The 21227-nt window shown below is 68.4% G+C and carries 19 protein-coding genes; 6 read left to right on the top strand and 13 right to left on the bottom strand.

From position 1 onward, the window contains the following. Window positions 1-210: 210 nt before the first annotated feature. Together lgt and VF522_RS07855 are read right to left on the bottom strand one after the other, a co-directional pair. Window positions 211-1059 (bottom strand): prolipoprotein diacylglyceryl transferase, encoded by an 849-nt coding sequence (lgt, locus tag VF522_RS07850; RefSeq protein ID WP_330907677.1) that lies wholly within the window; start codon window positions 1057-1059, stop codon window positions 211-213. A 62-nt stretch (window positions 1060-1121) separates the two neighbouring features. After that, window positions 1122-2021, bottom strand: a complete 900-nt coding sequence (locus VF522_RS07855) for a LysR family transcriptional regulator (protein WP_330907678.1) — start codon at window positions 2019-2021, stop codon at window positions 1122-1124. A gap of 95 nt (window positions 2022-2116) precedes the next feature. On the opposite strand from VF522_RS07855, the gene ilvD reads away from it, so the two are divergent. Continuing rightward, window positions 2117-3814, top strand: a complete 1698-nt coding sequence (gene ilvD / locus VF522_RS07860) for a dihydroxy-acid dehydratase (protein WP_330907679.1) — start codon at window positions 2117-2119, stop codon at window positions 3812-3814. A gap of 84 nt (window positions 3815-3898) precedes the next feature. Beyond that, window positions 3899-5440: an FAD-dependent oxidoreductase gene (locus tag VF522_RS07865; protein WP_330907680.1), complete on the top strand. Its 1542-nt coding sequence runs from the start codon at window positions 3899-3901 to the stop codon at window positions 5438-5440. Here the strand turns inward: VF522_RS07865 and VF522_RS07870 are convergent. Then, a complete protein-coding gene (locus VF522_RS07870; RefSeq protein ID WP_330907681.1) occupies window positions 5426-5674 on the bottom strand; it encodes a TIGR04438 family Trp-rich protein in 249 nt (82 codons plus the stop codon). The two genes, VF522_RS07865 and VF522_RS07870, sit on opposite strands and share 15 nt — an antisense overlap. Before the next feature lie 97 nt (window positions 5675-5771). On the opposite strand from VF522_RS07870, the gene VF522_RS07875 reads away from it, so the two are divergent. After that, window positions 5772-6077 (top strand): c-type cytochrome, encoded by a 306-nt coding sequence (locus VF522_RS07875; RefSeq protein ID WP_330907682.1) that lies wholly within the window; start codon window positions 5772-5774, stop codon window positions 6075-6077. 72 nt (window positions 6078-6149) lie between these two features. Then, complete coding sequence (locus tag VF522_RS07880) at window positions 6150-6941, top strand: TerC family protein (RefSeq protein WP_330907683.1); 792 nt, start codon at window positions 6150-6152, stop codon at window positions 6939-6941. 70 nt (window positions 6942-7011) lie between these two features. On the opposite strand, the gene acs is transcribed toward VF522_RS07880, so the two are convergent. Continuing rightward, window positions 7012-8997 (bottom strand): acetate--CoA ligase, encoded by a 1986-nt coding sequence (gene acs, locus VF522_RS07885; protein WP_330907684.1) that lies wholly within the window; start codon window positions 8995-8997, stop codon window positions 7012-7014. Window positions 8998-9131: 134 nt separating this feature from the next. On the opposite strand from acs, the gene VF522_RS07890 reads away from it, so the two are divergent. Together VF522_RS07890 and VF522_RS07895 are read left to right on the top strand one after the other, a co-directional pair. Then, window positions 9132-9749, top strand: a complete 618-nt coding sequence (locus tag VF522_RS07890) for a YqhA family protein (RefSeq protein WP_330907685.1) — start codon at window positions 9132-9134, stop codon at window positions 9747-9749. A 91-nt stretch (window positions 9750-9840) separates the two neighbouring features. Beyond that, complete coding sequence (locus VF522_RS07895) at window positions 9841-10506, top strand: GntR family transcriptional regulator (protein ID WP_330907686.1); 666 nt, start codon at window positions 9841-9843, stop codon at window positions 10504-10506. A gap of 660 nt (window positions 10507-11166) precedes the next feature. Here the strand turns inward: VF522_RS07895 and VF522_RS07900 are convergent. From VF522_RS07900 to VF522_RS07940, 9 genes are all read right to left on the bottom strand, one after another. Continuing rightward, window positions 11167-12237 (bottom strand): isocitrate/isopropylmalate dehydrogenase family protein, encoded by a 1071-nt coding sequence (locus tag VF522_RS07900; RefSeq protein WP_330907687.1) that lies wholly within the window; start codon window positions 12235-12237, stop codon window positions 11167-11169. Next, window positions 12234-13277: a PdxA family dehydrogenase gene (locus VF522_RS07905; protein ID WP_330907688.1), complete on the bottom strand. Its 1044-nt coding sequence runs from the start codon at window positions 13275-13277 to the stop codon at window positions 12234-12236. The genes VF522_RS07900 and VF522_RS07905 overlap by 4 nt, the downstream gene beginning before the upstream one ends. Beyond that, entirely contained in the window at window positions 13274-14686 is a 1413-nt protein-coding gene (locus VF522_RS07910) for an MmgE/PrpD family protein (RefSeq protein WP_330907689.1), read from the bottom strand. Before VF522_RS07910 ends, VF522_RS07905 begins: the two co-directional genes overlap by 4 nt. A 33-nt stretch (window positions 14687-14719) precedes the next feature. After that, entirely contained in the window at window positions 14720-15784 is a 1065-nt protein-coding gene (locus tag VF522_RS07915; protein WP_330907690.1) for an ABC transporter ATP-binding protein, read from the bottom strand. A gap of 38 nt (window positions 15785-15822) precedes the next feature. Further along, the gene (locus VF522_RS07920; protein ID WP_330907691.1) at window positions 15823-17538 is read right to left on the bottom strand and encodes an iron ABC transporter permease; all 1716 of its coding nucleotides are present in this window, start codon (window positions 17536-17538) and stop codon (window positions 15823-15825) included. Between the two features lie 7 nt (window positions 17539-17545). Further along, complete coding sequence (locus VF522_RS07925) at window positions 17546-18589, bottom strand: ABC transporter substrate-binding protein (RefSeq protein ID WP_330907692.1); 1044 nt, start codon at window positions 18587-18589, stop codon at window positions 17546-17548. A gap of 141 nt (window positions 18590-18730) precedes the next feature. Continuing rightward, window positions 18731-19327, bottom strand: coding sequence for a hypothetical protein (locus VF522_RS07930; RefSeq protein ID WP_330907693.1), 597 nt, complete (start codon window positions 19325-19327; stop codon window positions 18731-18733). Window positions 19328-19348: 21 nt separating this feature from the next. Continuing rightward, on the bottom strand, window positions 19349-20320 hold the full coding sequence (locus VF522_RS07935; RefSeq protein WP_330907694.1) for a tripartite tricarboxylate transporter substrate binding protein: 972 nt from the start codon (window positions 20318-20320) through the stop codon (window positions 19349-19351). Window positions 20321-20342: 22 nt separating this feature from the next. After that, entirely contained in the window at window positions 20343-21215 is an 873-nt protein-coding gene (locus VF522_RS07940) for an amidohydrolase family protein (protein ID WP_330907695.1), read from the bottom strand. Window positions 21216-21227: the final 12 nt, after the last annotated feature.

Genomic DNA, 21227 nt, shown 5'->3' on the forward strand with positions numbered 1-21227 from the left:
TATTTTTGCCACCAACGCTTCGGCCGCTTGGACCTGCGCCACAAGCCTGTGGATACTTGAGCCCAGGGTGTTACCTATGTCCTCGCACACCCGTTACCCATGTCCCCGGTCCAAACAGGTGGGCAAGCTTGCTTGCCCACCATGGGCCGTCACGGTGGGCAAGCGAAGCTTGCCCACCCTACGCCGACTACGCCGACAGCGCAGCGAGAGTCAGCGAGCCGCCGAGCGCGGAGCGGCCGGGGGGTGCCCCTTGGTCTCGCGCGTCTCCGCCCACACCCACAGCAGCACGCCTGCCAGGATCATGGGGATCGACAGCCACTGCCCCATGCTCATCTTCAGCGCGAGGACGCCCAGGTGCGCGTCCGGCTCGCGGAAGTACTCCGCGATGAAGCGCATGGCGCCGTAGCCCGTGAGGAAGGCGGCGGCGACCTGCGCCTCCTTGCGCGGCTTGCGCGCATACAGCCACAGGATCACGAACAGCAGCAAGCCTTCGAGCAGCAGCTGGTAGATCTGCGAGGGATGGCGCGGGATGTTGCTGCCGCTTTGCGGGAAGATCATGGCCCAGGGCAGCGACGGGTCGGCCGGGCGCCCCCACAGCTCGCCGTTGATGAAGTTGCCCAGGCGGCCGGCCGCGAGCCCCAGCGGCACGCAGGGCGCGATGAAGTCCATCAGCTGCCAGAAGGGCTTGCTGCGCGTGCGGGCGAACCACACCTGCGACAGGATCACGCCGATCAGGCCGCCGTGGAAGCTCATGCCGCCCTGCCACACGTAGAGGATCTGCAGCGGGTTGGCGAGATAGAACTCGGGCTTGTAGAACAGGCAGTAGCCGAGGCGCCCGCCCAGCACCACGCCGAGCACGCCCGCGAACAGCATGTCCTCGATGTCCTTGCGGCTCCACGCGCCGGGACCCTGGATCGAGCGGAAGGGTTCGTGCTTCAGGCGCAGGTGGGCGCACAGCATGAACAGGCCGAAGGCGAGCAGGTAGGTCAGGCCGTACCAATGGATGGCGACGGGGCCGAAACTCACGGCCACCGGATTGAACTGGGGATGCACGAGCATGGCGGGATTGTGGCATCGCCGTCCTTCCCGCGGAGGCGGGAATCCAGGGCGTCCGTGCCACCCTACGAACTCACGACCTCCATGAAACGGGACAAGACCGGCGACTCCACGCTCCACACGAGCGTGGTCTCGCATCCCGGCACCTGCGCCGCCTGCCGTCCGCCCAGCTGGCGGTAGACCACGCCGCTGCGCTGGAACTCGCGCACGCTCTGCGGCACCCAGGCCACGCCCAGCCCCGCCGAGACCAGGTTGACGATGGTCTGCATCTGGATCGCCTCCTGCACGATGCGCGGCTCGCGCCCGCCGTCGTGGTACAGGCCGAGGATCGCATCGTGCAGCGAGGGCACGATGCGCCGCGGAAACAGCACCAGCGGTTCGGCCAGCACCTGCGCAAGCCGCAGGCGGGCCGAAGACGCCAGCGGATGCGCCTCCGGCAGCGCCAGCACCAGCGGCTCGCGCGCCACCTGCATGTGCGACAGGCCGGGCGGCGCGAAACCGGGCGAATGGAGCATGAAGCCGGCGTCGATCCCGCCGCGCGCGAAGGCGTCCAGCTGCACGTCGCCGGTCGCTTCGATCAGCTCCATCTGCACCTGGGGATGGCGGGCGCGGAAGCTGCGCAGCCATTGCGGCAGCAAGGCGAATCCGACGGTGGAGACGAAGGCGATCCGCAGGCGCCCCAGCTCGCCGCCGGCGGCGGCACGGGCCTGCGCCGGCAGCACGCGGGCGCGGGCGAGGAGCTCGCGCGCCTGCGGCAGCAGCGCCTCGCCGGCGGCCGTGAGACGCACGCTGCGCTTGCTGCGCTCGAACAGGCGCACCTCGAGCAGGCGCTCCAGCTGCGCGATCGCCTGCGTCAGCGGCGGCTGCGTCATGTGCAGGCTGCGGGCCGCGCGGCCGAAGTGGAGTTCTTCCGCGACGGCCGCGAACTGGCGCCACAGCCGCAGCTCGATGAGGGGTTCGGCCATATGCCGCGCATATTAATCCGGCCTGGAAAACGGATTGGAAAGAATCAGCCACCGGGCGCATACTGCGGCCCTTCCCTCCCCGGACGAACCGAATCATGGACAAGAAGACCATCCCCATCCAGGCGCTGCGCAGCGGCAACATCACCGAAGGCAAGTCGCGCGCGCCGAACCGCTCCATGTACTACGGCATGGGCTACAAGGAGACCGACTTCGGCAAGCCCATGGTCGGCGTGGCCAACGGCCACAGCACCATCACGCCCTGCAACTCGGGCCTGCAGAAGCTCGCCGACGCCGCGGTGCAGGGCATCGAGGATGGCGGCGGCAACGCGCAGATCTTCGGCACGCCCACCATCTCCGACGGCATGGCGATGGGCACCGAGGGCATGAAGTACTCGCTGGTGAGCCGCGAAGTCATCGCCGACTGCATCGAGACCTGCGTGCAGGGCCAGTGGATGGACGGCGTGGTGGTCGTCGGCGGCTGCGACAAGAACATGCCCGGCGGCATGATGGGCATCCTGCGCGCCAACGTACCGGCGATCTACGTCTACGGCGGCACCATCCTGCCGGGCAAGTGGAAGGGCCAGGACCTGAACATCGTCAGCGTGTTCGAGGCCGTGGGCCAGAACGCCGCCGGCAGGATCAGCGACCAGGAGCTGAAGGACATCGAGCAGCACGCCATCCCCGGCACCGGCTCCTGCGGCGGCATGTACACCGCCAACACCATGAGTTCCGCCTTCGAGGCGATGGGCATGTCGCTGCCCTACTCCTCCACGATGGCCAACCCGCACGACGAGAAGCAGAACTCGGCCAAGGAGTCGGCCAAGGTGCTGCTGCAGGCGATCAGGAAGGACCTGAAGCCGCGCGACATCGTCACGCGCAAGTCGATCGAGAACGCGGTGACCGTGATCATGGCCACCGGCGGCTCCACCAACGCGGTGCTGCACTTCCTGGCGATCGCCCATGCCGCCGGCGTCGAATGGACCATCGACGACTTCGAGCGCGTGCGCCGCAAGACGCCGGTGATCTGCGACCTGAAGCCCTCGGGCAAGTACCTCGCCGTCGACCTGCACGAAGCCGGCGGCATCCCGCAGGTGATGAAGGTGCTGCTGAAGGCCGGCCTGCTGCACGGCGACTGCATCACGATCACCGGCAGGACCATCGCGGAAACGCTGGCCGACATCCCGGACGAGCCGCGCGCGGACCAGGACGTCATCCGCCCGATCGCCGACCCGATGTACGAGCAGGGCCACCTGGCGATCCTCAAGGGCAACCTGTCGCCCGAAGGCGCGGTCGCCAAGATCACCGGCCTGAAGAACCCGGTGATCACCGGCCCGGCGCGCGTGTTCGACGACGAGCAGACGGCGCTGCAGGCGATCCTCGACGGCAGGATCAAGGCCGGCGACGTGATGGTGCTGCGCTACCTGGGCCCCAAGGGCGGACCGGGCATGCCCGAGATGCTGGCGCCCACCGGCGCGCTGATCGGCGCCGGTCTCGGCGAGAGCGTCGGCCTGATCACCGATGGCCGCTTCTCCGGCGGCACCTGGGGCATGGTGGTGGGCCACGTCGCGCCGGAAGCGGCCGCAGGCGGCACCATCGCCTTCGTCAGGGAAGGCGACTCGATCACCATCGACGCGCACCAGCTGAAGCTGGAGCTGAACGTGTCCGACGCGGAACTGCAGCAGCGCCGCGCCGGCTGGAAGGCACCGGAGCCGCGCTACACGCGCGGCGTGCAGGCGAAGTTCGCGTTCAATGCGTCGAGCGCCAGCAAGGGCGCGGTGCTGGACCTGTTCTGACGAGTTGACGGCTGTCGTCGGCGTCCTACGAGCCGAGCCTCGCCGCCTGCCTAGCATGAGGTGTTTCGCTTCGGAGGACCCCTCATGGAGACGCTTTCCGTCTGGCGCGGAACCGCCGCGCCCACCGGCTACGCAGCGCTGAGCGGCGACGTCACCGCCGACGTGCTGATCATCGGCGGCGGCATCACGGGCGTGACGCTGGCGGACCTGCTGGCCGAGCAGAAGTCGGCCAGCAAGCCGCGCGTGGTGCTGCTGGAAGCCGGCGAGATCGGCTGCGGCACCACGGGCAACTCCACCGGCAATCTCTACGAGACCGTCTCCGGCGATGGCCTGCGCGGCATCGCGTCCAAGTGGGGCGACGACGTCGCGCGCCAGGTCGCCAACGAGCGGCGCACCGCCGTCAACTTCGTCGAGGAGCGCTGCCGGCAACTGCCCGACGTGGGCTTCCGCCGCTGCGCGCTGGTGGAGTGGGCCGATGCGGCCAACAACGACGCCATCCGCGAGGAATTCCGCGCGCTGGAGGCGGCCGGATGCGCGGTCGAACTCGGTGGCGGCATCCCGTCGCCGCTGCCGCCGCAGGAAGGCGAGGTGCTGGTGCTGCGCAACCAGGCGCAGTTCCAGCCGCAGGCCTACGTGGTGGCGATGGCGCGCCGCGCGGCCGACGCCGGTGCCGTCATCCACGAACACTCGCGCGTGATCGAGCTCGATACGAAGGCGAAGCGCGCCGTCACCGCCACCGGCTCCGTCACGGCCAAGGAGATCGTGATGGCGACGCACTCGCCCAAGGGCATCCACCTCGTGCACACCGAAATGCCCGTGCACCGCGAGTACGCGATCGCCTTCGAGTGGACGCCCGATGCGCCGCCGGGACCGGGCGTGTTCTGGTGGAAGGCCACCGACCACCTGTCCATCCGCACGCTGCAGGCCGGCAACCGCCACTTCCTGATCTGCGCCGGCCAGGAGCACAAGGTCGGCATCCACAACGCCACCGCGGGCCTGATGGCGCTGGAGCAGCAGGCGCGGCGCTTCTTCGGCGAGCGCCCCATCACGCATCGCTGGTCGGCGCAGAACTACCGCGGCGCCGACGCCCTGCCCTACATCGGCCGCAACCACTCGGGCTGCTTCATCGCCACCGGCTTCGCCACCGACGGCCTCACCTGGGGCACGGTGGCCGCGCGCCTGATCGCCGCGGAACTGCTCGGGCACGCGGCCGCGTTCGCGGAACTGGTGCGGCCCAACCGGCTGTCGCTGGTGAAGGGCGCGAAGACCATCCTCGAAGAGAACGTCACGGTCGTGAAGCAGCTGGTGAAGGACTACCTCACCAGCCGGCAGGACGAGAAGCTGTCCGACCTGAAGCCGGGCGACAGCGCGATCGTCGATGCGGCAGGCGAGACCTTCGCGGCGTATCGCGCGCCGGACGGCGAGCTGTTCGCGGTGTCCAGCGTCTGCACCCACGTGGGCTGCAAGGTGCACTGGAACAGCGTGGAAACGAGCTGGGATTGCCCCTGCCACGGCAGCCGGTTCCGGCCGGACGGCACGGTCATCGAGGGACCCGCGCTGGCTCCCCTCAGGCGCAAGCACGCGCCGCCACTTGGCGGCGGCGGAAGCGGATCAGCGCCGGCCTGACTTGCGGGTGCCCATGCCGAGGTTCTCGCGCTGCTTGTCGAGGCGCGCCTGCTTGCGGGCGTTTTCGCGGTCCATCGCCTTGCGCTTGGTGTAGCCGGACCAGTCGGCCCAGGTCCACCACACCACCGCCAGCGCGAACGGCGCGAGCACGACCCACCAGCTCCACCCGGCCACCGCGCCGATCTCCAGGTACTTCAATGCCAGCAGGATGATCCCCAGGCCCAGAAACAGCATTCACCTCTCCGTTTGTCCCAAATGCTTACGGCCGGCGGGGTCAACCGCGAGCCGTACAATGCGTTGAAAGACTGTAACTCAACGGAAGAGGTTTCCCATGAAACGTGCGCTGTTCGCGCTGGCCGCCCTCACGGCCGTGTCCGCCCCGGCGCTGGCCGACCAGGCCCTCGCCACGTCCAAGAACTGCATGGCCTGCCATGCGGTGGACAAGAAGCTCGTCGGCCCGGCCTACAAGGACGTCGCCCTCAAGTATTCCGGCCAGAAGGACGCCGTGGACAAGCTCTCCGCCAAGATCCTCAAGGGCGGCGCCGGTGTCTGGGGCCCGGTGCCCATGCCGGCCAACGCGCAGGTCAACGAGGCCGAGGCCAAGAAGCTCGCCGCCTGGATCCTGACCCTGAAATAAGCGGCTCCCGCCCCGCAAAAAGGCCTGCGCAAGCAGGCCTTTTTCGTTGCCGCTCCGCTACGCTGTGGGGCGATGGACCTCCTCTCCGACCCCAACATCTGGATCGCCTTCTTCATGCTGGCCGCGCTGGAGATCGTGCTCGGCGTGGACAACATCATCTTCATCTCCATCCTGGTGGGCCGCCTGCCGGCCCAGCAGCGCGACAAGGCCAGGCGCCTCGGCCTGCTGTTCGCCATGGGCACGCGGCTGCTGCTGCTGCTGTCCCTCAGCTGGGTGATGGACCTCACCAACGACCTGTTCAGCGTGCTGGGCGAAGGCATCAGCGGGCGCGACCTCGTGCTGCTGGGCGGGGGCTTGTTCCTGCTTTACAAGGCCTCGCACGAGATCTTCCTGGAGGTGGAGGCGAAGGACGAACTGCACGACGAGGAGGCCCAGGCCGCGGCGCACCGCGCGGTGTTCTGGTCGATCATCGGCCAGATCGCGATCGTCGACATCGTTTTCTCGCTCGACTCGGTGATCACCGCCGTGGGCATGGTGGACGACCTGCCGGTGATGATGGCGGCCGTGATCGCCGCCGTGGGCGTGATGATGTTCGCCGCCGGGCCGATCGGCGAGTTCGTGCAGACCCACCCTTCCGTGAAGGTGCTCGCCCTGGCCTTCCTCGTGATGGTGGGCATGGCGCTCACCGCCGAGGCCTTCGACTTCCACGTGCCCAAGGGCTACATCTACGCGGCGATGGCGTTCTCGCTGGCGGTGGAGGCGTTGAACATCCGGGCGCGGAGGAAGAGGAGGCAGTTGAAGGAGGCGGCGGCCAGGAACCGTCATCCCCGCGGCGGCGGGGATCCAGGGCTTCCGCCTGCGTGAATGCAGAAAGCGGCCGGCGGCCGCTTTCCATGAATGCCCTGGGTTCCCGCCTGCGCGGGAATGACGGGGATCAGTTGGTCTGCGCCAGCTGCTCCAGGATCGCCGGATTCTCGAGGGTGGTCGTGTCCTGCGTGATCTTCTCCCCCTTCGCGATGCTGCGCAGCAAGCGCCGCATGATCTTGCCGCTGCGGGTCTTGGGCAGGTTGTCGCCGAAGCGGATGTCCTTGGGCTTGGCGATCGGGCCGATCTCCTTGGCCACCCAGTTGCGCAGTTCGTTGGCGATCTGCTTCGCCTCTTCGCCCGACGGGCGCGGACGCTTCAGCACGACGAACGCGCATACCGCTTCGCCGGTGAGGTCGTCGGGGCGGCCCACCACGGCGGCCTCCGCGACGAGGTCGGTCTTGGACACCAGCGCCGACTCGATCTCCATCGTGCCTAGGCGGTGGCCCGACACGTTCAGCACGTCGTCGATGCGGCCGGTGATGCGGAAGTAGCCGCGGTCGGCACTGCGCACCGCGCCGTCGCCGGCCAGGTAGATCGTGCCGCCCATTTCCTCGGGGAAATAGCTCTTCTTGAAACGCTCGGGATCGTTCCAGATGGTGCGGATCATCGAGGGCCACGGCCGCTTGATCACGAGCATGCCGCCGGCGCCGTTGGGGAGGTCCTTGCCGGTCTCGTCGACGATCCCGGCCATGATGCCCGGCAGCGGCAGCGTGCACGAGCCCGGCACCAGCGGCGTGGCGCCCGGCAGCGGCGTGATCACGTGGCCGCCGGTCTCGGTCTGCCAGAAGGTGTCCACGACCGGGCAGCGCTCGCCGCCGACGTTCCGGTAGTACCACATCCACGCTTCGGGATTGATCGGCTCGCCGACGGTGCCGAGGATGCGCAGCGACGTGAGGTCCCAGTTCTTCGGGTGCACCTTCGCGTCGGTCTCGGCCGCCTTGATCAGCGAGCGGATCGCGGTGGGCGCCGTGTAGAACACCGTCACCTTGTGCTTCTCGATCATCTGCCAGAAGCGGCCCGCGTGCGGGAAGGTGGGGATGCCTTCGAAGATCAGTTCGGTCGCGCCGGCGGCGAGCGGGCCGTAGGCGACGTAGGTGTGGCCGGTGATCCAGCCGATGTCGGCGGTGCACCAGAACAGGTCTTCGGGGCGGATGTCGAAGGTCCAGTCCATCGTGAGCTTGGACCACAGGAGGTAGCCGCCGGTGGAGTGCTGCACGCCCTTGGGCTTGCCGGTGGAGCCGGAGGTATAGAGGATGAACAGCGGGTGTTCCGCGCCCACCGGCACCGGCGCGCATTCGGTGGACTGGCCCTTCAGCGCCTCGTCGAAGGTCTTGTCGCGGCCGGCCACCATGTTGCAGGCGGTGGGCGTGCGCATGTACACGAACACGGTCCTGATCGTGTCGCAGCCGCCCATGGCGAGCGCCTCGTCGACGATGGACTTCAGGCCGAGCTCCTTGCCGCCGCGCATCTGGTAGTTGGCGGTGATCACCGCGACGGCGCCGGCGTCGATGATGCGTTCCTGCAGCGACTTGGCCGAGAAGCCGCCGAACACCACGCTGTGCGTGGCGCCGATGCGGGCGCAGGCCTGCATGGCAACCACGCCTTCGATCGTCATCGGCATGTAGACGACGACGCGGTCGCCCTTCTTGATGCCCTGCGCCTTGAGCGCGTTGGCGAACTGGCTCACGCGCGCGAGCAGTTCCTTGTAGGTGACGCGCGTCACCTGGCCGTCATCGGACTCGAAGACGATGGCGGTCTTGTTTTCCACCGGGGTGCCGATGTGCTTGTCGAGGCAGTTCGCGCTGGCGTTCAGCTCGCCGTCCTCGAACCACTTGTAAAACGGCGCCTTCGACTCGTCGAGCACCTGGGTGAAGGGCTGGGTCCACTGCACGTGCTCGCGCGCGAGGCGGGCCCAGAAGCCCTCGAAATCGCGCTCGGCTTCCTTCGACAGGGCCTCGAAAGCGGCCATGCCGGAAATGCGCGCGGCCTTCACGGTGGCATCGCTCGGGGGGAACACGCGGTTTTCGACCAGGACCGACTCGATGGCGCTCATGCTTGTCTCCGGGTGAGTTGAATTCGGCCGTAATGTCTTGGGAGGCACTTACACCCCACTGACTGGCGCGAGACTTACAAATCTACCGCGCGCCACGCGGAATCTACAATCGCGCGAACCCCTGCTCCCCGTCCATGCAAAAAGAAACTCCCGGAATCGGCCGCAGCTCGCCGCTTCGTCCCCTCCCCAACCTGATCTTCGCCAGCCGCTGGCTGCAGCTCCCCCTCTACCTGGGCCTGATCGCCGCGCAGGCGGTGTACGTGGTGCACTTCGTGATCGAACTGGCGCACCTGGTGGAAGCCGCCGCCGGCAGCCAGGCGGCGCTGCAGCAGCTGATCTCCAGCATCGGCTACAAGGCCACCACGCAGATGACGGCGCTGAACGAGACCATCATCATGCTGGTGGTGCTGGCGCTCATCGACGTGGTGATGATCTCCAACCTGCTGATCATGGTGATCGTCGGCGGCTACGAGACCTTCGTGAGCCGCATGAACCTGGAGGGCCACCCGGACCAGCCCGAGTGGTTGAGCCACGTGAACGCCTCGGTGCTGAAGGTGAAGCTGGCCACGGCGATCATCGGCATCTCCTCGATCCACCTGCTCAAGACCTTCATCAACGCGGACAACTATTCCGAGAAGGTCCTGATCGCGCAGACCGTGATCCACATCACCTTCCTGCTGTCCGCCATGGCGATCGCGTACACCGACCGCATCATGTCGCCGCCGGCGCATCCCAACGCCGAGGAACCCTGACCCGCAAAGTGTCGACAATCCTTGCTGGAACGTCAACACCCTTGCTATCATTGCCGGCATCGCCGCGCAGCGCCGGTGTGTCCCGCAGTCCATGTCCGCCGTACCGCCCATCCCCACCACAGAAGGCCTGTCGCGCAGCATCGCGGAACAGATCAAGCAGTTGATCTACGCGGGCGAGTTCAAGGCCGGCGACCGCATCAACGAGGCGGCGCTGGCCGTGCGCATGGGCACCAGCCGCGGCCCGATCCGCGAGGCCATCCGCATCCTCACCGGCACCGGCCTCGTCACCCCCGTGGTGAACCGCGGGGTGTTCGTGCGCCAGGTGTCGATCCAGGAAATGCTGGAAATCGCCGACCTGCGTGCGCTGGTGTTCGGTTTCGCGACGCAACGCGCGGCCGAGAACATCACCGATGCCTACCGCCGCCGCTTCGAGGCACTGCTCGATGGCATGGACGCCGTCGCCCAGGCCGGCGACAGCGGCCAGTACTACGACCTCAACGTGCAGTTCCACGCGCTGATCCTGGAACTGGCCAACCACAAGCGGGCGCACCAGCTGTACGACAGCTACGTCAAGGAACTGCACCTGTACCGCCGCCAGAACTTCGACGCGCCGGGCAACATGAAGCGCTCGAACATCGAGCACCGCAAGATCTACGACGCGATCGCCAAGGGGAATGCGGCAAAGGCGAAGCAGTACGGGCAGGAGCACATCGAGTCGGGGCGGCAGCGGTTGCTGGCGTTGACGGACGAGAAATAACGGTTCCGTCATCCCCGCGCAGGCGGGGACCCAGAGCATTTCGAAGCGGCGCTGTTGCGCCGCTTCCCGCTTTTGGAATCGGGCCGCGTCGCGTCAGGCGGTGCGCGGTGTGGGCCCGCTGGGGCGGCGTCCCCCTCGCTTCCGCTTCGGGGGCAAACCTGAAAGTCGGATCCCGGCGCCGCCACGCGAAGAACTCCTCTGGAGTTTGCCCGCGCACGGGCAAACTCCAGACTCGAACAGCTTCGCGAGCTAGAAACGTACGCACGGCTCGATCCGCGCTGAAGCGCTCTCGTAGCCGTGCTGCGGCGCCGGGATCCGACTTTCAGGCGCTCGCCCCTTGATGCGGGCCCACACCGCGCACCGCCTGCCGCGACGTCGAGCGCTCTGCTTGATCGAGCAAGTCATGACCCCTGTAGGGTGGGCAAGCATTGCTTGCCCACCATGACGGCCCACGGGGAATGGTGGGCAAGCAAGCTTGCCCACCCTACCAGGACCAACGGCGGCGGTGATGGCAACGCGCCAATGCGCCACCGCCCTCCCTGCTGCCAGCCCCCGTGCGGGCGGGGGCTGGCAGCCGGCGCGATGCTCAAAGCGGAAGCGGCGAAACAGCGCCGCTCAAAGAACGCCCTGGGTCCCCGCCTGCGCGGGGATGACGGGAGATCAGAGATTCGCGAGAACGGCTGCGGTGAAGGACACGGTCGTGCCCTTCCCCCGGATATCCCCGGTGCGCGCCTTCGCATCCCCCAGCGCCGCCGTCAACCCGCGCTCCATGCTTGCCGCCGCCGCCACCGCCTGCGGCACGCTCTTGCGGCGACCCAGCCAGTCCAGCAGCATCCGCGTCGATTCCATCATCGCGTAGGGATTGGCGATGCCCTGGCCGGCGATGTCGGGCGCGGAGCCGTGCGTGGCCTGCGCCATCGCGAAGTCGCCGTCGCCGATGCACAGGCCCGGCGCCATGCCGAGTCCGCCGACCAGCCCCGCGGCCTCGTCGGTGAGGATGTCGCCGAACATGTTGGTGGTGACCACCACGTCGAAGTTCTGCGGATCGCGCACCAGGCGCATCGCCATCGTGTCGACGATCACCTCGTCGACCTCCACGTCCGGGAAGTCCTTCGCGGCCTTGAGGCACTCCTCGACGAACATGCCGCAACCGAGCTTGAAGACGGTGTTCTTGTGCACCACCGTCAGCTTCTTGCGGCGGCTGCGCGCCAGCGCCAGCGCCACGCGCGCCACGCGCTCGCTGCCCAGGCGGGTGATAACGCGCACCGAGATCGTCATGTCTTCGCTGGGCCGGAACTCGCCCGAGCCGGCGACGACGTTGCGGTCCGGCTGGAATCCCTCGTTGTTCTCGCACACGATCACCAGGTCGACGTCGTCGCGGAAGCACCCGATGTCGGGATACGACCGCGTCGGCCGCACGTTCGCGTACAGGTTGAACTGCTTGCGCATGATCGGATGCGGGTTGATCGCGCCCGGTCCCTTCGGGTAGTCGCGATGGCCGATCGGGCCCAGCACGAAGCCGTCGTAGGTGCGCAGCGTCTCCAGCGTGCCGGCCGGCAGCGTGGAGCCGTGCGTGTCGAGCGCCTTGCGGCCGATCGGCATCGGCTTCCACTCGATGCGCAGGCCGTGCTTCTCGGCGGCCGCCGCGGCGACCTGCACCGAAGCGGGCACGATTTCATGGCCGATGTCGTCGCCGTTCAGTGCGCCGAGGGTCAGGTGGGGCTGGTTCATGCTTTCGTCCGCTTGGCCGCGGCCATGCGCGCCGCGATGCGCAGCGCGTGTTCGAGCGCACCGGTATCGGCCTGGCCCTGCCCCACGATGTCGTAGGCGGTGCCGTGCGCCGGCGTGGTGTAGATGGTGGGCAGTCCCGCGGTGACGGTCACCCCCTTGGAGAAGCCGAGCAGCTTGGTCGCGATCTGGCCCTGGTCGTGGTACATCATCACCACGCCGTCGAACTCGCCCTTCATCGCCTTCAGGAAGATCACGTCCGACGAGATCGGGCCGGTGCAGCCGATGCCCTGCTCCTTCAGCCGGTCCACCGCCGGGCGGATGATGCGGATCTCCTCGTCGCCGAACAGGCCGCCCTCGCCGTTGTGCGGATTGAGCGCGGCCACGCCGATGCGCGGCTGCGCGATGCCCCGCGCGCGCAGCGTGGTATCGGCCAGACGCACGGCCGACTCGATGCGCTCGGGCGTCACGAGGTCGAGCGCCTTGCGCAGCGACACGTGCGAGGTCACGCGGAAGGTCGAGAACTGCTCGATCACGTTCATCTCGCCGAAGAAGCCGCGATGCTCGTTCCAGGCGGCGAACATCTGGTGCTCGTCGAGGTAGTTCCAGCCGCCCTTGTGCAGCGCGCCCTTGTTCAGCGGCGCGAAGCTCACGCCCTCGAGCTTGCCCTGCAGCGCGAGCTGCGTCATGTGGTGCAGCGTCTCGCCCGAGAGGCGCCCCGACTCCGCCGACGCCTCGCCGCGCGGCAGCCGGGCCGGGTCGATGTTGCCCAGGTCGACGACCGGGATCTCGTCGCGCGACCAGTCGATCGCGTCGACGCTGGACACCTTGCTCCACGAAGGCTGCACCCTGGCGTCGCGGCACCCGAGCTCGAAGACCCGCGCATCGCCGATCACGGCGATGCGGGCGACGTCCTTCAGGCTTCCGCTGGCCAGCAGCTTCGCCGTGATCTCGGGGCCGATGCCGGTCATGTCGCCCGGCATCAGGCCGAGGACGGGAAGGCCCTGGGCCCCCGCCTGCGCGGGGGTGACGGTGGCGCTCATTTCGCCAGCGCCTGCATCAGCTGCGAGATCGACGGCAGCGACTCCAGGTCGCGCACCATCGCCACCACTTCCTCCGCCTGCTTCTTCGGGAACTTCGCGAACTCGGCGTTCTCGCGGAACTTGTCGGCAACGTCGTCGTAGCTCATGGGCATCGCGGGACTGCCCTTGCCGAAATCGGCGCGGCCCGACACCTTGCGGCCGTTGGCCAGCTCGATGTCGATGAGCGTCGTCATCTTGTGATAACCGGCGGCCTCCGCCTCCTTGTCGACCACGAAGTCCACCTTCTGGATCATGGACTGCACGTCGGGACGCAGCACCACCTCGTCGGTGAACTCGTTGAGGCCCGCGCGGCGCTCCAGCAGCAGGATCGCCATGCAGAACTCCATGGAGAACTTGGCCTGCAGTTCGTTCGTGGGACGATGGTGGATCAGCGCATTGGGCATGTTGTGGTTGGTGCCCACGCGCACCCGCACGACGTCCTTCGCGCGGATGTCGTTCTGCTGGATCAGGCGCAGCATCTCGGTCATGCCGGGGTGCGTGAGCGAGCCCGACGGATGCGGCTTGATCGACACGCCCGGCTCGGCGAAGGTCCAGGGCTTGCCCAGCCGGCCGGCGATCGCGTTGGCGTCGTAACCGCCGCCGGCCGCGCTGAAGAAGCCGCGCCGCGCTTCCAGGATCCTGTCGGTCGCGGTCCAGCCGTAGGAGGCGAACTGCGCCGCCGCGACGCCGCTCTCGGAAGAACGTCCGGCGTGGAAAGGCTTGGTCATGGTGCCGAAGTTCTCGCGCAGGCCGGCCGATTGGCTGCCGGCAATCGACAGCGCGCGGCAGGTCGCTTCCTCCGTCATGCCCATCAGCTTCGCGGCCGCCGACGCCGCCGCGAAAGTGCCGCAGGTGGCGGTGGAGTGGAAGCCGGTCTGGTAGTGGCGCGGGTTGATCGCCTCGGAGATCTTGCACTCCACTTCCACTCCGATGTGATACGCAAGCATTGCCGCGGCACCGCTCGCGCCGGTCGCTTCCGCCACGGCCAGCGCCGCCGGCAGCGCGGGCGCCGTCGGGTGCGTCAGCAGGCCGTAGACGCGATCGGTGGCGACGGCGAGCTGCGTGTCGTCGTAGTCGTCGGCGTGGATGCCCACGCCGTTGGCGAAGGCGGCGAAGCGCGGCGCGATCTTGAGGTTGGTGCCGATCACGGTCGCCGGGCCGGCGCCGAGGTGCAGGTCGCCCAGGTGCTGGCGCACCAGCTGGCCGCAGTGGCTCGCGCCGCCGGACAGCGCGAGTCCGAGGCCGTCGAGGATGGACTTCTTGCCCAGCGCGACGACGTCCTGCGGGAGATCCTGCAGGCGGGTGTTGCAGACGAAATCGGCGACGTAATGCGTCAGGTGTTCGGCCGCCTGTTGCTGGATGATGCTCACTCGGGACTCCTCGTTGTGTGACAGGTATTCGATTCAGTGCGCCAGGGCGCGGCAGTTCCCGGGCGCGAGGTGCAGCCAGACCGACGATCCGGCCGGGATGCTCGTGGTGGAAGGCGCGACCGCCCGCACCGTCTCGCCGTCGGGCAGCGCGACCAGGTAGTCGCGGTGCGAGCCGAGGTAGATCTGGCGCGTGACGGTGCCCTGCACCGCGTTGGTCTCGCCGGCGGGCTTGCCCGCGCTGAGGTGCACGTCGTGGTGCCGCACCGAGACGGCGGTAGTGTTCTCGCCCGAGAAGTCGCCAGCGCCGCAGCGCAGGAACAGGCCGTTGCCGCAGGCCACGCCGTCCTGCCCGTCCCAGCGGCCCTTGAAGACGTTGGTGCCGCCGATGAAGCGCGCGACGAACTCGGTGCGGGGGCGCTGGTAGATGTCCTCGGGCGAGCCGGCCTGCTCGATCCGGCCCTGGTTCATCACCACGATCACGTCGGCGGTGGTCATCGCTTCGGCCTGGTCGTGCGTGACGTACACCGTGGTGTAGCGGTACTGGTCGTGCAGGCGCCGGATCTCGAAGCGCATCTCCTCGCGCAGGTTGGCGTCGAGGTTGGACAGCGGCTCGTCGAGCAGGAGCGTCTCGGGTTCGACCACCAGCGCGCGCGCCAGCGACACGCGCTGCTGCTGGCCGCCGGACAGCTCGCCGGGATAGCGCTGCGCCAGTTGCGACAGCTGGGTCACCGCGAGGATCGTGTCGGCGCGCTGCTGCGCGGCCTCTTTCGCGAGCCCGCGCAGCTTGAGGCCGTAGGTGACGTTCTCCAGCACCGTCATGTGCGGCCACAGCGCGTAGCTCTGGAAGATCATCGACATGTTGCGGCGCTCGGGCGCCACGCTGTCGCCGGGCGCCGAGACGCGCCGGCCGCCCACGCGGATCTCGCCGCCATCCGGCTCGACGAAGCCGGCGATCAGCCGCAGCGTCGTCGTCTTGCCGCAGCCCGAAGGCCCCAGCAGGCAGACCAGCTGGCCCTTGTCGACCGAGAGCGAGACGTCGTTCACCACCGGCGCGGTGCCGTACTTCTTGGTGAGTCCCTTGAGTTCGAGGAATCCCATGCGTCGTTCTTCGTTGAGGGTTGAGCGTCGAGCGCGGTTCAGCGGAGCGAAGGCAGGCGCTGGCTGCCCAGCATCGGCAGGCGGTTGGCGATGAACACCACCGTGAAGGACACGAGCAGGAGCATGAGACCGAGCACGGAGATCGCGCCCAGGTCGCCGCTTTCGTTGAGGTCGTAGATGATCACGGACACCAGCTTGGTGTTGGCCGTGGTCAGCAGGATCGTGGCCGACAGCTCGCGGATGGTGCCGATGAAGATGAAGCACCACGTCGCGATCACGCTGGTGCGCAGCAGCGGCGCGGTGATCAGCCGCAGCGTCTTGAGCCGCGTCGCGCCGAGGATGCGGCTCGCCTCCTCCAGCTCCGGGTGGATGCCGTGGAAGGCGGCCGACATCTGCTGGTAGCCGGCCGGCATCTCGATGGTGAGGAAGCCGATCAGCAGGATCCACAGCGTGCCGTACAGCATCAGCTGCGGATGCGAGTAGGTCAGGAACAGGCCCACGCCCAGCACGATGCCCGGGATCGCCACCGGCGCCGTGGCCAGCGTGCCGAGCAGCGCCGCGCCGCGGATGGGGCTGCGCGACACCATGTAGGCCGCCAGCAGCGCGATGCCCGTGCCAAGCGTGGCGGTGGACAGCCCCAGGATCATCGTGTTCCACATCGCCAGCTTGGTCGCCGAGAACTCGAAGAACACGAAGTGGAAGTTGTGCAGCGTGAGGCCTTCGACGCCGTTCTTCGTGAGCGAGGCCTTCAGCAGCGCGCCATAAGGCAGCAGCACGGTGAGTGCCAGCACGAGGACCGCGAAGGCCACGGCCAGCGGCATCCAGCGGCCCAGCCGCAGCACGCGCGGCTCGCCGCTCTTGCCGCCCAGCACGGTGTAGCCCTTGCGGCCCAGGATCCAGCTCTTGCCCTGCAGCAGCAGCACCGTGATCAGCAGCAGCGGCAGCGATGCGGCCGCGGCCAGCCCCGGCTTGGGCGGAAACTGGAACAGGCTCCAGATCTTGGTGGTGATCACGTGGAAGCCGGCCGGCAGCGCCAGGATGGCGGGCGATCCGAACATCGTGAGCGCCTGCAGGATGGCGATCATGGAACCCGCCAGCATCGCCGGCAGCACCAGCGGGATCGTGACCTTTCGCAGCGTGGTCCAGGCCTTCGCGCCGAGGATGGACGAGGCGTCCTCCAGGTCGGAGGGCACGCGGTCCAGCCCGTTGGCCACCAGCGTGAACACGTAGGGGAAGGTGTAGCAGGCGATCGCGAACACCAGCCCGGTGAAGGTGTAGATGTTGAACAGCGGCGCGTCGTACGGCAGTCCGCCGGTCGCCGCGCGCCACCACACGTTCAGCAGGCCGCTGTTGGGCGCCGCCAGGATCTCCCAGGCGATCGCGCCCAGGAAGGGCGGCGTCACGAACGACGCGGTGACCAGCGCGCGCACCAGCCGGCGGCCCGGCAGGTCGGTGCGCGAGACCAGCCAGGCGAGCGGCGTGGCGACGGCGCAGGACAGCGCGCCCACGCCCAGCGCCATGCCGATGGCGACGAGGAAGGGACGCCGCAGCGTCGCGTCGCCCACCAGCGCGGCGAAGTTCGCGATCGTCAGCTGCCCGTTCTTGTCGACGATGCTGTAGTACGCGAGCCAGGCCAGCGGCAGCACCACCAGCACGGCCAGCAACGCGGCCAGCGTGTAGAACGCGGGCCGGAGCAGGTCGATGCGGAACGGCGGCTTGGCGAGGGTCTCGGAGGCGGGGACCGCAACCGTCATCTACGCCTCACGTGCCGAAATATTCTTCGTACTTCTTCTTGATGGCGTCGGGATCCAGCTTCTCCGGATCCGAGTGCAGCAGCTTGATCTGCGACAGCGGTGTGCGGCCGGCCTTCTCCTTCACCTCGGGGTGGAAGGAGCGCAGGCCGCCGACGTCGCTATTGAGCTGCTGGGCCTCGCGCGTGAACATGAAGTGGTAGAACAGCTTCGCCGCGTTCGGGTTGGGCGCGTTCTTCAGGAGGGCGGCATTGCCTTCCACCAGCGGCGTGCCTTCCGGCGCGTACACCGGCTCGATCGGCACCCCGCTCTCCTTCAGCAGGAACACGTTGTATTCGTTGCCGTCGGCCATGACGGGGCGCTCGCCCGCGGCCAGCTTCTTCGGCGGCTCGGTGGAGGACTGCACCTGCATCACCTTCTGCTTGCCCAGCGCCTCGAAGTACTTCCAGCCCAGGGGCGACTGGCTCAGCGCCTGGGTGCCCGTCATGATGGTCCCGCTGTAGCCGGGGTGCGCCTTCACCAGCTTGCCGTTCCACTTCGGGTCCAGCAGGTCGGCATGCGACTTCGGCGCCTGGTCCTTCGGGACCAGCTTGGTGTTGTATGCGATCACCGAGAGGTGGGCGCGGTAGACGGCGAACTGGCCGTCCGGGTCCTTTTCGTCCTTGGGCCAGAACTTCGCGACGTCGCTCGGCACGGCGGCCTGCAGCCAGCCCTGCTTCTTGAAGTGGATGAAGTGCACCGCGTCGGAAGTCTCGACGACGTCCGCGTTGTGGATCCTGCTGCCGTATTCCTGGTTGATGCGCTGGAAGATGCGCTCGGCGCCGGAGCGCTCGACCTGCACCTTGATCCCGGGGTACTTGGCCTCGAAGGCGCGGGCCAGTTTCTCGGCCACCTGCACGTCGGTGGCGGAGTACCAGACGACCTTGCCTTCCTTCTGCGCCGCGGCCACGAGTTGCGGCGTCGCATCGTAGGGGGCGGGGGCCTGGGCATGGACGGCACCGGCCGCGAGGGCGGCCACGGTTGCCAGGATGGCGAGGGCGGGTTTCGCAAGCATGACAGGGTCTCCTAGACACGGTTTCGGACCGAACCGCTGGCCGGAGATCTTGGTCAGGCTTTTGGAAAGTGTCAACAGTTCAGACCATAACGTCGACACTGATGGAAAAGGTTGCAGGGTTCTCCCGGGGGTTCGGGCCCCTCAGGCCAGCACCTCCATCATGGTCCGCCGGGTGTTGGTGAACTTCGGCCGCACCTTGTCGCTCCAGGCCGTGCCGCGCACGGCAAGCCAAGGCAGCGAGCCCAGTGTGTCCTCGGTGACGAGGTCGTAGCAGGCGAGCGAAAGCGGACCGTGGTCGGAATCGAGCAGGCGCATTGCGTGCACCGTGCCGGGCACGCCTGCCAGGCCGGGCATGTGCTCCTCGTCGTACCAGCGCGAGATCTCGTCCTGCCAGCCGGCCTGCGGATCCATCTGCACGACGTAGTGGAAGGCCGCCCGCTCACCGTGCGAACGGCCCGGCGCATCGAACACGCGCTCGAGGCGCGAGACGCGCACGTCGCGCGACTGCGGCACGGCCTCGCGCCAGTGCGCCGCGAGGCGCTCGCCGGTCCTCGCCGTGAGAGCGGCACGCTGCGGCAGCCGCCCGTAGAGGAAGGTGATGCCGGTGTCCGGCTGCCGCGCGAGGCGATGCAGCGTAAAGCCGGCCTGCGTGCACCAGGCGAGCGCTTCTTCGGCGAGCTTGCGGCTCTCCGGCGTCACGCAGCGCAGCAGCACGAAATCGGTCCAGAGGGCTTCCATCGGTGTCGGTCCCGCGCAGGCTCAATCCGGCTTGATGCTCTTGACCTTCACGACGCGCGCCCACTTGGCGCTGTCGCTGCGCAGCAGCGCGGCGAGTTCCGACGGCGTCGACGCCGAGGGCTGCGCGCCCGAAGCCAGCAGCTTCGATTGCGTGTCCGGATGCGCCAGCGCGCGCCGCACGGCCTGGCTCACGCGGTCCACTTCAGACGCGGGCGTTCCCTTCGTCGCGAACAGCGCATACCAGTTGTCGGAGTCGACGCCGCTCACGCCCATCTCCTCGAAGGTCTTCACCTCGGGCAGCAGCGGATGGCGCTTCGGCGCCGCGATGCCGATCGCCTTGAGCTTGCCGCCGCGGATGTGGCCGATCAGGCCCGGGATGTCGCCGAAGAAGCCCTGCACGTGGCCCGCGATCACGTCGGTGATGGCCGGCGCCGCGCCCTTGTACGGCACGTGCAGGATGTTCACCTTGGCGGCGTCGTTGAGCAGTTCCATCGCCAGGTGCGGCACGCTGCCGGTGCCGGAGGACGCCATGCTCAGCTTGCCCGGCTGCTGGCGTGCCGCGGCCACGAACTCGGCGCCCGTGCCGTACGGCGCGTTCGCCGGCACCACCAGCACTTCGACGTTGTTCACCACCAGCGAGACCGGCACGAAATCGCGCTGCGGATCGTAGGCCAGCTTGTCGTACAGCGACGGGTTGATCGCCACCGCGCCCACGCTCGTCAGCCACAGCGTCGTCGCATCCGGCGTGGAGCGCGCCACGTACTCCGCCGCGATCGCGCCGTTGGCACCAGCCTTGTTCTCCACGATCACCTGCTGGCCCAGTTCCTTCGCAAGCGGCTCGGCGATCGTGCGGGCGACGAAGTCGACCGGCCCGCCGGGCGGGAAGGCAACGATCAGCCGCGTGATCTTGCCCTGCGACCAGGCGGGTGCGGCCAGGGCCGCGGCAGCCGTGGCGGCCAGCAGGCTGCGGCGGCGGATGGGGAATGCGCTCATGCGATGTCTCCTTTGTCGATGTTCAGTGGCCGCCCTCGAAGCGGTAGAAGTCCTGCGGGTTGGTCACCAGCAGCAGCTCTCGCAGGGCGGGCGTGGGCGCGATCTGCGCCAGCGCGTCGACCAGCGTCGCGTCGTCGGGCACGTGCGTGTGGTTCGGGTGCGGCCAGTCGCTGCCCCAGAAACACTGCGAAGGAAAGCGCTCGACCAGCCGCTTGGCCAGCGCGATGCCGTGCGCGTAGGGCGGCGCCGGATCGATGCGGTCGATGCCGCTCACCTTCACGCGGAACAGCGGGTTGCGCAGCAGCGCCTCGAGCGCGGCGAAGTCGGGATGGTCCGGCCTCAGCCGCGCATCGACGCGGCCCATGTGGTCGATCACCACCGGCACGCGGCTGCGCGCCAGCGGCTCCGCCAGCGCGTGCACCAGGCTGCTTTCGAAGTGCACCTGCAGGTGCATGCCGACGGCGGCGAGCCGCTCCGTCAGGCGCAGCACCTGCGCGATGTCGACCTGCGGCCCGAGGTGCTGCATGAAGTTGAAGCGCACGCCGCGAAAGCCTGCCGAGGCGAGCCGCTGCAGTTCGGCGTCGGTCACCTCCACCGGCACCAGCGCGACGCCGAGGTAGCGGCCGCCGCCGGCGCGGATCGCGTCTTCCACCACGCGGTTGTCCAGGCCGTGCACCATCGACTGCACGATCACGCAGCGGCCGATACCGAGCGTGCGGTGCAGCGCGAACAGCGCCTCCTTGGGCGCGTCGGCCGGCGCGGGCGAGCGCCCCGGCGCCAGGGGAAAGCGCTCCGCCGGCCCGAACACGTGGACGTGCGCGTCGCAGGCGAGCGCGGGCAGCTCCAGCGCCGGCCGGCGCTGCTGCGGGTTCCAGGTGAGGATGCGTTCGTCCATGGCGCGGATTGT

The organism is Ramlibacter sp. (assembly GCF_036383835.1).
In the GTDB taxonomy this organism is placed as follows: domain Bacteria; phylum Pseudomonadota; class Gammaproteobacteria; order Burkholderiales; family Burkholderiaceae_C; genus Ramlibacter.

Bases quoted from the DNA above. Each gene is read 5' to 3' on its own strand.
- lgt (WP_330907677.1), bottom strand. From the start codon at position 1,059: ATGCTCGTGCATCCCCAGTTCAATCCGGTGGCCGTGAGTTTCGGCCCC.
- VF522_RS07855 (WP_330907678.1), bottom strand. From the start codon at position 2,021: ATGGCCGAACCCCTCATCGAGCTGCGGCTGTGGCGCCAGTTCGCGGCC.
- ilvD (WP_330907679.1), top strand. From the start codon at position 2,117: ATGGACAAGAAGACCATCCCCATCCAGGCGCTGCGCAGCGGCAACATC.
- VF522_RS07865 (WP_330907680.1), top strand. From the start codon at position 3,899: ATGGAGACGCTTTCCGTCTGGCGCGGAACCGCCGCGCCCACCGGCTAC.
- VF522_RS07870 (WP_330907681.1), bottom strand. From the start codon at position 5,674: ATGCTGTTTCTGGGCCTGGGGATCATCCTGCTGGCATTGAAGTACCTG.
- VF522_RS07875 (WP_330907682.1), top strand. From the start codon at position 5,772: ATGAAACGTGCGCTGTTCGCGCTGGCCGCCCTCACGGCCGTGTCCGCC.
- VF522_RS07880 (WP_330907683.1), top strand. From the start codon at position 6,150: ATGGACCTCCTCTCCGACCCCAACATCTGGATCGCCTTCTTCATGCTG.
- acs (WP_330907684.1), bottom strand. From the start codon at position 8,997: ATGAGCGCCATCGAGTCGGTCCTGGTCGAAAACCGCGTGTTCCCCCCG.
- VF522_RS07890 (WP_330907685.1), top strand. From the start codon at position 9,132: ATGCAAAAAGAAACTCCCGGAATCGGCCGCAGCTCGCCGCTTCGTCCC.
- VF522_RS07895 (WP_330907686.1), top strand. From the start codon at position 9,841: ATGTCCGCCGTACCGCCCATCCCCACCACAGAAGGCCTGTCGCGCAGC.
- VF522_RS07900 (WP_330907687.1), bottom strand. From the start codon at position 12,237: ATGAACCAGCCCCACCTGACCCTCGGCGCACTGAACGGCGACGACATC.
- VF522_RS07905 (WP_330907688.1), bottom strand. From the start codon at position 13,277: ATGAGCGCCACCGTCACCCCCGCGCAGGCGGGGGCCCAGGGCCTTCCC.
- VF522_RS07915 (WP_330907690.1), bottom strand. From the start codon at position 15,784: ATGGGATTCCTCGAACTCAAGGGACTCACCAAGAAGTACGGCACCGCG.
- VF522_RS07920 (WP_330907691.1), bottom strand. From the start codon at position 17,538: ATGACGGTTGCGGTCCCCGCCTCCGAGACCCTCGCCAAGCCGCCGTTC.
- VF522_RS07925 (WP_330907692.1), bottom strand. From the start codon at position 18,589: ATGCTTGCGAAACCCGCCCTCGCCATCCTGGCAACCGTGGCCGCCCTC.
- VF522_RS07930 (WP_330907693.1), bottom strand. From the start codon at position 19,327: ATGGAAGCCCTCTGGACCGATTTCGTGCTGCTGCGCTGCGTGACGCCG.
- VF522_RS07935 (WP_330907694.1), bottom strand. From the start codon at position 20,320: ATGAGCGCATTCCCCATCCGCCGCCGCAGCCTGCTGGCCGCCACGGCT.
- VF522_RS07940 (WP_330907695.1), bottom strand. From the start codon at position 21,215: ATGGACGAACGCATCCTCACCTGGAACCCGCAGCAGCGCCGGCCGGCG.